12 protein-coding genes are annotated in these 12,446 nt (G+C 60.2%); 11 read left to right on the top strand and 1 reads right to left on the bottom strand.

The features are described from left to right. The first annotated feature begins 1 nt into the window (after position 1). The 7 genes from IG616_RS12370 (at position 2) to IG616_RS12340 (ending at position 6,670) form a co-directional block, all read left to right on the top strand. Positions 2 to 970: an ABC transporter permease gene (locus IG616_RS12370; protein WP_192148479.1), complete on the top strand. Its 969-nt coding sequence runs from the start codon at positions 2 to 4 to the stop codon at positions 968 to 970. Continuing rightward, entirely contained in the window at positions 967 to 1,362 is a 396-nt protein-coding gene (locus tag IG616_RS12365) for a cytidine deaminase (RefSeq protein WP_192148478.1), read from the top strand. Before IG616_RS12370 ends, IG616_RS12365 begins: the two co-directional genes overlap by 4 nt. 6 nt (positions 1,363 to 1,368) lie before the next feature. Beyond that, entirely contained in the window at positions 1,369 to 2,181 is an 813-nt protein-coding gene (locus IG616_RS12360) for a purine-nucleoside phosphorylase (protein ID WP_192148477.1), read from the top strand. Further along, positions 2,174 to 2,953, top strand: a complete 780-nt coding sequence (gene deoC / locus IG616_RS12355) for a deoxyribose-phosphate aldolase (protein WP_192148476.1) — start codon at positions 2,174 to 2,176, stop codon at positions 2,951 to 2,953. Before IG616_RS12360 ends, deoC begins: the two co-directional genes overlap by 8 nt. A gap of 1 nt (position 2,954) precedes the next feature. Then, positions 2,955 to 4,271, top strand: coding sequence for a thymidine phosphorylase (gene deoA / locus IG616_RS12350; RefSeq protein ID WP_192148475.1), 1,317 nt, complete (start codon positions 2,955 to 2,957; stop codon positions 4,269 to 4,271). Between the two features lie 78 nt (positions 4,272 to 4,349). After that, complete coding sequence (locus IG616_RS12345; protein ID WP_192148474.1) at positions 4,350 to 5,570, top strand: phosphopentomutase; 1,221 nt, start codon at positions 4,350 to 4,352, stop codon at positions 5,568 to 5,570. 104 nt (positions 5,571 to 5,674) lie between these two features. Then, positions 5,675 to 6,670, top strand: coding sequence for an adenosine deaminase (locus IG616_RS12340; protein WP_192148473.1), 996 nt, complete (start codon positions 5,675 to 5,677; stop codon positions 6,668 to 6,670). Positions 6,671 to 6,677: 7 nt separating this feature from the next. Here IG616_RS12340 and IG616_RS12335 read toward each other — a convergent pair whose 3' ends face one another. Continuing rightward, complete coding sequence (locus tag IG616_RS12335) at positions 6,678 to 7,943, bottom strand: MFS transporter (RefSeq protein ID WP_192148472.1); 1,266 nt, start codon at positions 7,941 to 7,943, stop codon at positions 6,678 to 6,680. 223 nt (positions 7,944 to 8,166) lie between these two features. Here IG616_RS12335 and IG616_RS12330 point away from each other — a divergent pair, with 223 nt between their 5' ends. The 4 genes from IG616_RS12330 (at position 8,167) to IG616_RS12315 (ending at position 12,379) form a co-directional block, all read left to right on the top strand. Then, positions 8,167 to 9,432, top strand: coding sequence for a DUF1688 family protein (locus tag IG616_RS12330; protein WP_192148471.1), 1,266 nt, complete (start codon positions 8,167 to 8,169; stop codon positions 9,430 to 9,432). A gap of 64 nt (positions 9,433 to 9,496) precedes the next feature. After that, positions 9,497 to 10,126 (top strand): uracil phosphoribosyltransferase, encoded by a 630-nt coding sequence (gene upp / locus IG616_RS12325; protein WP_192148470.1) that lies wholly within the window; start codon positions 9,497 to 9,499, stop codon positions 10,124 to 10,126. 151 nt (positions 10,127 to 10,277) lie between these two features. Continuing rightward, positions 10,278 to 10,808 (top strand): retropepsin-like aspartic protease family protein, encoded by a 531-nt coding sequence (locus IG616_RS12320; RefSeq protein ID WP_192148469.1) that lies wholly within the window; start codon positions 10,278 to 10,280, stop codon positions 10,806 to 10,808. A 71-nt stretch (positions 10,809 to 10,879) separates the two neighbouring features. Next, positions 10,880 to 12,379 (top strand): phosphomannomutase/phosphoglucomutase, encoded by a 1,500-nt coding sequence (locus tag IG616_RS12315; protein WP_192148468.1) that lies wholly within the window; start codon positions 10,880 to 10,882, stop codon positions 12,377 to 12,379. The last annotated feature ends 67 nt before the right edge of the window (positions 12,380 to 12,446 follow it).

Here is a 12,446-nt window from a genome sequence, read left to right as displayed (position 1 = left end):
CATGTTCGATACCCTGATCCTCATTCTTGATTCCACGGTGCGCCTGTCTGCCCCTCTGCTTCTGGCCTGTCTGGCTGGCCTTTATTCGGAACGCTCCGGCGTGGTCGATATCGGCCTTGAAGGGAAGATGCTGGGGGCTGCCTTCGGTGCCGGTGCGGTTGCCTATCTCACGGCGAATGCCTGGCTGGGCCTGCTGGCAGGAACCGGCGTTGCTGTGGGGCTTGCGCTGGTGCATGGCTTTGCGTCCATTACCAACCGTGGCAACCAGATCGTGTCCGGCGTAGCGATCAATTTTCTGGCGCTTGGACTGACGGCGCTTCTCGGCCAGACCTGGTTCCGGCAGGGTGGCCGGACGCCTTCTCTCTCCGGCGGCGGCCGTTTCGGGAATATTGAACTGCCATTTGCCGCAGAAATGGCGCATGTGCCGGTAATCGGGCCAATTTATTCTGAGCTGATTTCCGGCCATAACATCCTCGTCTACATCGCCTTTGCGATGGTGCCGCTGACCTGGTGGATACTGTTCCGGACCCGCTTTGGCCTGCGCCTTAGAGCGGTCGGCGAAAACCCTGCAGCGGTGGATACGGCTGGCATTTCCGTCACATGGCTGCGCTATCGTGCGGTCATCGCCTGCGGAATTCTGTGCGGCATCGCAGGCAGCTATCTGTCCATTGCCCAGTCTTCTGGCTTCATCAAGGATATGACGGCAGGGCGCGGCTACATCGCACTGGCGGCCTTGATCTTCGCCAAGTGGAAGCCTGGTAATGCCATGTGGGCCTGCCTCTTGTTCGGCTTCCTCGATGCGCTTGCCATCCGTCTTCAGGGTCAGGAAATCCCGGGCATCGGCCAGGTGCCGGTGCAGTTCTTCCAGGCGCTGCCGTACATCCTCACGGTGATCCTGCTGGCCGGTTTCATCGGCAAGGCAATCCCGCCCAAGGCGTCGGGCGTGCCCTATCTCAAGGAGCGCACATGAGCGCGGTACAGACGCTGTTCGAAACGGCTCTCAACGCCCAGAAGGCCGCTTATGCGCCGTATTCCCGGTTCAAGGTGGGGGCTGCAATCCTCGCCGATGATGGCAAGGTCTATGCGGGTTGCAACGTGGAAAACGCTGCTTTTCCGGAAGGAACCTGCGCTGAAGCGGGAGCCATAGCGGCGATGATCCTTGGTGGTGGAAGCCGGATTGCCGAAGCGGTTGTTGTGGGCGATGCAGCTCTTTGCACGCCTTGCGGCGGCTGCCGTCAGAAGCTCAAAGAGTTCTCCGGTGACGATGTGGTGATCCACGTCGCCAACCTGGATGGCATCCGCCGCAGCTTCACCATGGCGGAGCTTCTGCCCGCCGGTTTTGAACTTGAACAAAAGGACTGATCAGTCATGAGCGGTTTTGGCCGAGAGTGCGCGGATATCGTCCGCGCCGCCCGTCCCGGGTCCTATCGCACCGGCATGATCCTGGGTTCAGGCCTGGGATCGCTGGCTGATGAAATCGATGACGCCGTCCGTATTCCCTACGCCAAGCTGCCGGAGTTTCCGGTGTCGACGGTCACGTCTCACTCGTCCGAGCTTGTCGCGGGCACCCTGTGCGGTGTGCCGGTGGTGATCCTTGCGGGCCGCGCGCATTACTATGAAAGCGGCAATCCCGCGATCATGCGCACGCCGGTCGAGACCTTGAAGGAGCTGGGCTGCGATATTCTACTGGCCACCAATGCGGCGGGTTCCTTGCGGGAATCTGTTCCCCCGGGAAGCCCGATGCTGATCAGTGATCACATCAACTGGTCCGGCATGAACCCGTTGATCGGCGAGGAAGACGAAAAGCGCTTTCTCGACATGAGCGCGGCCTATGATCCGGAACTGCGGGCAGTCATGCAGAAGGTCGCTGCCGAAACCGGCCATCCGCTGGCCGAAGGTATCTATATGTGGTTCTCCGGCCCGTCCTTCGAGACGCCGGCGGAAATCCGTATGGCCAAGACCCTTGGCGCGGATGCGGTCGGCATGTCCACCGTGCCGGAAGTGATCATCGCGCGCTTCCTGGGCATGCGCGTTGCCGCCATGTCCATCATCACCAATCTGGGCGCGGGGCTGCAAAGCCACGGCCTGTCTCATGACGAAACCAAAAGCGTGGCGCTGACCGGCATGAGCCGGATGAAGCAGCTCGTCCGCGGTTTCGTGAAGGAAATCGGAAATGATTGATCAAGCCGTTGCCTCTGCCGCCCGCCGCATTCTGGGGCTGGTGGATCTCACCAATCTGAACGACGACTGCACGGCTGCCGACATCACGGCCCTGTGCAAGCGGGCCGTCACCGTCCATGGCTCAGTTGCCGCGGTCTGCATCTGGCCGCGCTTCGTGGCGCAGGCCGTCGCTGAGCTGAAGGGCTCCGGGGTCAAGGTCGCGACCGTCGTCAACTTCCCGGCAGGCGGTATCGACACCAGTGCGGTCGTCGCAGAGACGGAAGCTGCGATCCGTGATGGCGCGGATGAGATCGATCTCGTCATGCCTTACCGGGCCTTCATGGAGGGGCGCAAGGGTTTTGCCGAGGAACAGATCATCCGGGTGAAGGCAGCTATTCCGGCTCCCGCCATCCTGAAGGTCATTCTGGAAACCGGGGAATTGAAGGATCCGCTGCTGATCCACATGGCCTCCGAGATTGCTGTCAATGCGGGAGCAGATTTTATCAAGACGTCCACCGGCAAGGTTCCGGTCAATGCCACCATCGAAGCCGCCGAGATCATGCTGACCGTGATCGAGGAACATCGCCGCGAAGCCTTGAAGGACGTTGGCTTCAAACCTGCCGGCGGCATTCGCACGGTCGCGGATGCAGCGTCCTACCTGACGATTGCGGACAAGATCCTGGGCGCCAACTGGGTGTCTGCCTCGACCTTCCGCTTTGGGGCAAGCGGTCTGCTGGATGCGCTGATCGGGGCTCTTGATGGAACCGGCAAGACGGCTGGAGAAGGATACTGACATGCTGCCTCAGGAACTGATCCGCAAGAAGCGGGATGGCGGCTCGCTGGACAAGGAAGAAATCGCCTTCTTCGTGAAGGGGCTTGCCGACGGCAGCGTGACCGAAGGCCAGGTGGCCGCTCTTGCCATGGCCGTGTTCTTCAAGGGGCTCAGCGTCGATGAACGCGTGGCCCTGACCCTTGCCATGCGCGACAGCGGCGATGTCATGGACTGGTCCGATATCGAAGCGCCGGTGCTTGACAAGCATTCCACCGGCGGCGTCGGGGACAACGTGTCCTTGATGCTGGCCCCCGCGCTGGCCGCCTGCGGTGCCGCGGTGCCGATGATCTCTGGCCGTGGCCTTGGTCATACCGGGGGAACGCTGGACAAGTTCGACAGCATCCCCGGCTACAAGACCCAGCCGGACAACGACCTCTTTCACAAGGTGGTCAAGGAAGTCGGCTGTGCGGTCATCGGTCAGACCGGCAATCTCGCGCCTGCCGACAAGCGCTTCTACGCCATTCGTGATGTGACTGGGACTGTGGAAAGCCTTGATCTGATCACCGCCTCCATCCTGTCCAAAAAGCTCGCAGCTGGGCTTCAGGGGCTTGTGCTGGACGTGAAATGGGGCAGCGGTGCTTTCATGGCAAAGCTGGAAGACGCGCGTGCGCTGGCGGAAAGCCTGGTGCTGGTCGCCAATGGTGCAGGGCTCAAGACCACGGCGCTTCTGACCGACATGAATGAGCCGCTGGCCTCTGCCGCGGGCAATGCGGTCGAAATGCAGAATGCCGTCGACTTCCTGAAAGGCACGGCCATCGACAACCGTTTGTGGGACATCACGGTCGCTCAGGGCGGCGAGCTCCTGGCAACCGGCGGTCTTGCAGCTTCGGCCAGTGATGGGGAAGACAAGATGCGCGCCGCCTTTGAAAGCGGCAAGGCAGCTGAAGTCTTCGCCCGCATGGTGACTGCGCTCGGCGGTCCCGCCGACTTCATGGAAAAGTCCGAACTTTACCTGCCGAAGGCGAAGGTCGTGGCGCCGGTCTATCCGGAGCAGGATGGCGTTGTGACGGCAATCGACACGCGCGCTGTCGGTGTCGCGGTCGTTGGCCTTGGCGGTGGACGGCGGGCAGCAGCCGACGTGATCGATCCGTCTGTCGGCTTCACGGATCTGGCAGGTATTGGCCATTCGGTTGATGCGGATGCGCCGATTGCCATCGTGCATGCGGCAACGGAAGCCGACGCGGAAGAAGCGGCGGTGATGCTGCGGCGTGCCTACAAGGTCGGATCGCCCGCCGAGGTGACCGACAGACCCTGTGTGGTTGGCCGCATCGCGCCCTGATCAATCCGGAGCCGGCAGACAAGCCGGCCCATTCTTCATCCGGCGTTCAAGCCGGTCATGACAAAAGGGGAAACTCCCATGCCTCGTGCGATCCTGTGCGTTTTGGACAGTTTCGGCATTGGCGGAGCAGAGGACGCGGCCCGGTTCGGGGATGCCGGGTCGGACACGCTTGGCCATATCGCAGCCGCCTGCGCCAGCGGTCAGGGCGACCGGGAGGGCTTGCGCTCCGGTCCCTTGCACCTGCCGAACCTGAACCGTCTGGGGCTTGGAGCTGCAGCGCTCCTATCCACAGGGTCTCCTGCTGCTGGCCTTCCGGTGGATCAGGACCCGGAAGGTCTCTGGGGTTATGCGGCGGAAGTTTCCAACGGCAAGGACACGCCATCCGGCCATTGGGAGATTGCCGGTGTTCCGGTCCGGTTCGACTGGGGCTATTTCCCCGAAACCATCCCGACCTTCCCGGCGGAGTTAATCGAGAAGGTCATCGCGGCTTCCGGTATTGATGGCATTCTCGGTGACAAACATGCCTCAGGCACGGAAATCATCGCCGAACTGGGTGAAGAGCACCTGCGCACTGGCAAGCCGATCTTCTACACGTCGGCGGACAGCGTCATCCAGATCGCAGCCCACGAAGAGGCTTTCGGTCTCGAACGGCTTTACAAACTCTGCGAGATCACTCGCGAGCTGGCAGATCCCTATAACATCGGCCGGGTGATTGCCCGCCCCTTTGAGGGAACATCTGCCGCCGATTTCCAGCGCACACCCAACCGGCGCGACTATTCGGTTCTGCCCCCGGAGCTGACGCTGCTGGATCGTCTGACGGAGGCTGGCCGGACGGTCATCGGCGTGGGCAAGATTTCCGACATCTTTGCCCACCAAGGCGTCGCCAAGGTGCTGAAGGGCGCTGGCAATGATGCCCTGTTCGACAAGACGCTGGAAGCGATGGACCTGGCAGGGGACGGAGATCTCGTCTTCTCCAACTTCATCGACTTCGACTCCCTTTTCGGACACCGGCGTGACGTGCCCGGCTATGCGGCAGCGCTTGAGCACTTCGACCGGCGGCTGCCGGAATTGACCGCCCGGATGCGGCAAGGGGATATCCTGATCCTGACCGCCGACCACGGCTGCGATCCGACTTGGCGTGGAACGGATCACACCCGTGAACATGTTCCGGTGCTGGTGACCGGTCCAGGCCTTGAGGGGCGCAGCATTGGAGGCAGGCCCACCTATGCTGATATCGGTGAAAGCATTGCCGAACATCTTGGCATCGCGATAGGTCCGCATGGCAACAGCTTCTTGTGAAGCTGCCATAGGGGCACGACGAGAAGGGCAAACGCGCTGGACGGGAATCGGCAAGGCGCGTAGTCCTACAGAATCTCATCCGCAAAGGTCGGTTCAGAAGCGCCATGATCCAGCATGTCAACGTGCCAAAGGCAGAATTGCATTGCCATATCGAGGGTGCCGCGCCACCCTCGCTGGTTGAGCGCCTTGCGGAGAAATACCGCGTTGATGTGTCCTCGATCATCAACGCCAAGGGTAAATACGTCTGGTCCGACTTCACGAGCTTCCTGAAGGCTTATGACCTTGCAAGCTCGGTGTTCCGGACACCTGCCGACTATGCCCTTCTCTCAGAGACCTATTTCCGCATGCTGGCGGCGGAGGGTGCGATCTACGGAGAGATTTTCATCTCTCCTGATCATGCCCAGTCTGCCGGTCTTTCCTATCGCGCCTATGTCGAAGGCCTTGCAGCCGGGATCGAGGCGGCCAAGGAAGGCACGGGTATCGAAGGCCGCATGATCGCCATTGGCGTCCGCCATTTTGGCGCAGCTTCCGTCGAAAGGGTGGCACGGGAAGTCGCGGCAACGCCACATCCCATGGTGACGGGGTTCGGTCTGGCGGGTGACGAGCGGGAGGGGCATCCGGCCAATTTCGCCAAAGCGTTCCGTATCGCCGGAGAAGCAGGCCTCGGCTTGACCGCTCACGCGGGAGAATTTGGCGGTGCAGACAGCATCGTTGCCGCTCTTGAGTTCTTGCGGGTCAAGCGGATCGGCCACGGTGTCCGGGCCATTGAGGACAAGGACCTGATGAAGCGTCTGGTCGATGAAAAGATCGTCCTGGAGGTCTGCCCCGGCTCGAACACGGCGCTTGGGGTTTATTCGGTTCTGCGCTTCCACCCGGTGAACATGCTGCGCAAGGCCGGGGTCCGTGTGACGCTGAATTCGGATGATCCGCCGTTCTTCCACACGACGATCGGCAAGGAATATGCCTCCGTTGCCAAGACATTCGGGTGGAGCTTCGACGAGCAGATGGACATCACCCGCACGGCGCTTCAGGCTGCCTTCTGCGATGAAGGCACCCGTCAGCGGTTGCTGGTTCGTCTGGACAGCGCCCGGCACGGCTGAGCTTTGCTCAGCTCGCTTCCTGCATTTCAATGGCTTCTTCCTGATCCGTCCTGGGGTCAAGCGTCGCTGACTCCAGCGTACCCATTCGGGTTGTCGAGACCACCGGTACGAAGTCGGTCTTCTGCTCCGTGGTTAGCGTCGCCCGCTGGGTGATGCGCCAGATGGCAAACAGCATCATGGTGAGATGCGCCGCCGCTGTAACCTGGAACAGGGCGCCGGGCGAGGTCGCTGTCATTAGGCCTGCGGCGGCCAGCGGACCGATCATGGTGCCGGTGCCGAAGATGAGAAGCAGGCCACCGCTGGTCTTGAGGAAGTCGCCAGGGTCTGCGTGATCGCTGGCGTGGGCCACGATGACCGGATACATGGAATAGATCGTGCCGCCGAAACTGCCTATCAGCGCGATGGTCAGAACCGGGCTGGAGCCGCCGAAGATGGAGATGGCCGTACCCAGGGCCATGGCAGCAAGAGCAAGGCCGACGAGAACAAAACGCCTGTCGATCCGGTCGGATATGAAACCAACCGGGATCTGGATCAGGGCCCCTGCCAGCAGCGCAAGGCTCATCATGATGGCAATATCGGAGACTTCAAGGCCGATCCTGCGTCCGTAGACAGCACCAAGGGTGCCGAAGGCGCCGTTGGAAATGCCGACCAGAAACACGGCGACCACGGCAATCGGCGAATTACGCCAGAGCTTCTTTGGGTCCAGGCGGGCCTGGGTCAGCGGCGTCGGGCTTGAGGCGGTGGATAGGGCGGTGGGCAGCAGCGCCAGCGAATAGATGATCGAGCCAATGACGAAGAAGGTGAAGCCGTTCGGGTCACCGGTTGTCAGCAGCATCTGACCGGCGGTCGTCGCCCCGAGATTGATCATCGTGTAGATGCCGAAGATCTTGCCTCGGGTCGCGTTGGTCGCCCGCTCGTTCAGCCAGCTCTCCACGATCATGGCAGCGCCAGCGAAGCAGAATCCGGAGAGAGACCGCAAGATCACCCACGCAAGCGGGTTCATGAGCAGCAGGTTCAAAAGCAGGGTGATGCCCGCCAGCGAGCAAAGCGCGCCAAACGAGCGGACATGGCCGACGCGCTTCACGATGACCGGTACGAGCAGGCAGCCTGCCATGTAACCCATCGCCCAACCGGCCCCCAGAAGACCCAGCGACGTGTCGGAAAAACCCTCGGCAAGGCCCCGGACCGGCAAAAGCAGTCCGTGCAATCCGCCCGCGAGTAAGAGAAGCGCGGATCCGATGAGCAGGGCGGCGATGGAAATGACAGTGGACATACGGTCTCAATCAAAGTCTGAAGCAGGATAGTGAATCTTGCGGAGGCGTGTTCTGCAACAGGTACATGAGGCAGCCGCCAAAGGTTTCAATGCCCCGACCAGTTGCCTGAGCAGCACAAACATTAGACAAGGGTTTCACGGCACTGGTTTCTTTTCAAGGCGGCTTGTGAAAGCGCCCACACTCCGTTTTAGCTGGTTTTCATCTCTTTCCCTGGAGTTCCCCGTGACTGTCTCTGTCCATCCTACTGTCGCCATCCGGCTGCTGTCCGCAGCGGAAGTGAAAACGAGATCGGCACGCGTCGCCGAGGCCGTTATGGGTGGAGCCTCGCAAACTGGGGTGTCCGTGGATCTTGCGAAGCTCGCTGATGCCGCAGACCTGGCGGAAAAGACCTTGACCGAAAGGTTTCCGGATCTGCAGCTTCCCCCACACGGATGCTGGCGCTCGTTCGAGTTGGACGGGCTCGACCGGTGGGCCATGCTGGCATCGGCCAGAGAATTTGTGTCCGCTGAAGAAATGCTGTGCTGTGCCGGGGACCTTGCGATCCTGTCCGCCGTGCTGGATGTGGCAATGCCAGAAGGCTGGACGTTCGAGGAACAGCTGACAGGCAAGCGATATTCCGGCGCTGCTGGCCGCGCCATAGCCGCCTTGACCATGTTTGCGGCGGGCAGTTTTTCGGCAGAGCCTGAAGATCCCTTGCGGCTTGATGCACATGCTCTGATCCGCCTTGAAGCTAGCGAAATTGCCGGTGGGTTGCAGCTGGAGCCCGATGAGAATTCTGATCTGATCAGGGACATTACCCATCAGCTGAAACGTCTGGGCGAGGCAGCCGGTCTGAGACCGGATCTGTTTGAAAAGGATGGAAGCATCCGGCCAGGACATGTGCTGGACCGGCTGTGGGCGGATGCGGAAGACGGTATGGTTCCGGCTGCGGACTGCCTTGAGCTGCTTCTCGATGGCCTCTCGCCTCTCTGGCAGGGGGGGGCAAGCCTCGGCGAGGTTCTCCTGGGAGATTGCTGGCAGCACTCCTGGCTTGTTCTGGATGAAGAGGCGCCGGGACTGGTGCCTTTCCACTTGCCTGCCGTCCAGATTGCCTACTCCTTCATAGAGCCCCTCGCCTGGGCAGGCGTGCTCGTTTCCGGTTTGGAAGAGCTGCCCGGTCTTGCAGATCTGAATCATGTTTTCTTCTTTCTGGAGACCGGCGCTTTGAGGGTTTTGCCATCGCAGGATGCGGGAGCTGGCAGCCCGCAGGCCGCGGTGGACCTTATGATTGAGCTGCGGGCGATGTCCCTGGTTCTTCTCGACAAGCTCGCCGCTCTTTTGCGCGAGCGGTTGGAAGCTTCCGTTGAAGAACTCCCCCTGACGTGCCTCATGGCAGCGGCAACTGTGCCCGCCTCCCGCGAATTAGCGGGCAAAAATCCCGCCCAATTGGAGAAAGCAGCGGAGAGCCTTGGTGGCGGGGGTGTTTTTTGGCTTCCGTTCGGGGCATAGGACGGTAAAACAGATCATCCACTCCCGCCCCGGACAAGGGGCCAGAGCTAAAGAGAGGCACATCATGTCCGGAGCCACCGTCGTCAATCATCCCCTGGTCCAGCACAAGCTGAGCATCATGCGGGACAAGGCAACGTCCACCCAGGGCTTCCGCCGCCTGCTGCGTGAAATCTCGCTGCTGCTTTGCTATGAGGTGACCCGTGATCTGCCTGTGGTTCTGCAGACCATCGAAACTCCGATCTGCGAAATGCAGGCTCCGACAATTGCAGGCAAGAAGCTGGTGTTCGCGTCGGTTCTGCGTGCCGGCAACGGCCTTCTGGAAGGCATGCTGGATCTGGTTCCGTCCGCACGCGTGGCGCATATCGGCCTTTACCGCGATCCGGAAACCCTGAAGCCGGTCGAGTATTACTTCAAGGCGCCGGAAGACCTGAACGAGCGTCTCGTAATCGTCGTTGATCCTATGCTCGCTACCGCAAACTCCGCAATTGCCGCGGTTCAGAGGCTGAAAGATCGCGGCGCGACCAATATCCGGTTCCTGTGCCTGCTGGCGGCTCCCGAAGGTGTGGCCAAGTTCAATGAAACCCATCCAGACGTGCCGGTCTTCACCGCTTCCATCGACGAGAAGCTGAATGACCATGGTTATATCGTCCCGGGCCTCGGTGATGCGGGCGACCGCATGTATGGGACGAAATAAGCCGTCGCAGCTATTCTGACTTTTAATGGCGCCAGTCTCCGGTCTGGCGCCATTTTTCATTTGTCTCGCGTTTCAACTCTTGGCCACCTTCACAGGATGATAAGGCTCCTCTGCTAGGAAACCGTAAGTTCATTGGGGAGAGCCTGCATCCATGTGGCGCTACGCCATTTTCATTGGTCTCTTTTTAGTAATTGTACCCCTTGTTCCTCAGTATTTCGGGAACCAGAGCGATGGTGCGCGCTTTATCCGTCCGAAGGACGACCGGTCGCCGGGCACAAAGCTCGATCAACAGTCGGAGAGATCGGGCGTTGGCCGCCGTCATGTTGTCCAAATGTCGCCTAATGGTGCCTACATAACCGAAGCGCGGCTGAATGGGCGCAGGTTGACAATGCTAATTGATACTGGAGCGAGTGCGGTAGCGCTTCCGGAGCGGGATGCTCGATCAATGGGTATTTTTATCCTGCCTTCCGACTATCGGATTCCCGTGAAAACCGCTAATGGCGTTGTCAGCGGCGCGTCGGCCACCGTGAGGGACTTGGAGCTTGGAGACGTTCGACTGAAAGACATTCCGGCCTTGATCTTGCCTGACCGGGCTCTTTCCACCCCGTTGCTGGGCATGTCCGCTCTCAACCGGCTCAGCAGGTTCCATTTTTCCAATGACACGCTAATTCTGGTTCAATAGTATCCCTGCCGTTTCTATGCAGTTCTTTATCGAGTGCAAATTCATATCCGGCAGTTCCTGAGGAGTGATAGATGTTTCCCAAGCCGCAGGCTTCCCTGAAACCGAATACTTATGCCTATGAATCGCAGCCCATGGTGAAGCCGACCGGCTTCCGCGAGTACGATGCGCGCTGGCTGTTTGAAAAAGAAATCAACCTGATGGGCATGCAGGCTCTTGGTCTCGGGATCGGAACCCTGATGCATGAGCGGGGCGTGCGGCCGGACATCGTGGTTGGTCACGATTTCCGCGGTTACTCCGCTTCCATCAAGATGGCCGTCATCAACGGTCTGATGGCTGCGGGCATCAATGTGCATGACATTGGCCTCGCCCTTTCGCCGATGGCGTATTTCGCGCAGTTTGCGCTGGATGTTCCGGCTGTGGCGATGATCACCGCGTCCCACAATGACAACGGCTGGACCGGTGTGAAGATGGGCATTGACCGCCCTCTGACCTTCGGACCGGAAGAAATGGGCCGTCTCAAAGACATCGTCCTTGAAGCCAAGTTCGATGTACGCGGCGGTGGCAGCTACAAGTATGTCGAAGGCTTTGCGGAGGTCTACATCAAGGACCTGACCAGCCGTGCAAAGCTCAAGCGCCCGATCAAGGTCGTGGCAGCCTGCGGCAACGGCACGGCCGGTGCATTTGCCCCGCGTATTCTGGAAATGCTCGGTGCGGAAGTCATTCCGCTGGACGCCGAGTTGGACCACACTTTCCCGCGCTACAATCCGAATCCGGAAGACATGAAGATGCTTCACGCACTTCGTGACAAGGTTCTGGAAACCGGAGCAGAAGTTGGTCTCGGCTTTGACGGCGACGGCGACCGTTGCGGCGTTGTGGACAATGAAGGCGAAGAGATCTTCGCTGACAAGGTTGGCGTGATGCTGGCCCGGGATATTTCCGCGCTCTACCCGAACTCCCAGTTCGTGGTCGATGTGAAGTCCACCGGCCTCTTCAACACCGATCCGGTTCTGAAGGCCAACGGTGCAAAGACCGATTATTTCAAGACGGGTCACTCTTACATCAAGCGCCGGGTGACCGAGCTTGGTGCGATTGTCGGTTTTGAAAAGTCCGGCCACTATTTCTTTAATCCGCCGATTGGCCGCGGCTATGACGATGGTGTCGTGTCTGCGCTCGCCATTTTGGACATGCTGGACCGCAACCCGGACAAGACCATGGCGGATCTCCGCCGTGATCTGCCGAAGACCTGGGGTTCACCGACCATGTCGCCGCATTGCGACGACGAGATCAAATACGGCATCGTCGACAAGGTCGTCGCCCGGTTCAAGGATATGCAGGCCAAGGGTGAAACCGTTGCCGGCTCCAAGATTACCGACCTGATCACCGTCAATGGCGTTCGCGTCGTGACTGAAGACGGCACCTGGGGTCTGGTCCGGGCATCGTCCAACAAGCCGGAACTGGTGGTCGTGGTGGAAAGCCCGGCTTCCGAGGAACGCCTCCATGCCATGTTCAAGGCTGTTGACACCGTGCTGCGGGAAAATCCGGAAGTTGGTGAATACAATCAGACGCTGTGATCTTCTGATCCATGCTGTAGATTGGGCGGCGCAGACTTGCGCCGCCCTTTTTGTATCTGCACAAAGG

Origin of the sequence: Roseibium litorale (genome assembly GCF_014842915.1) — a bacterium.
Lineage (GTDB): Bacteria > Pseudomonadota > Alphaproteobacteria > Rhizobiales > Stappiaceae > Roseibium > Roseibium litorale.
Note: the sequence above shows the minus strand (reverse complement) of the source record. Positions and strands in the feature narration are given on the sequence as shown.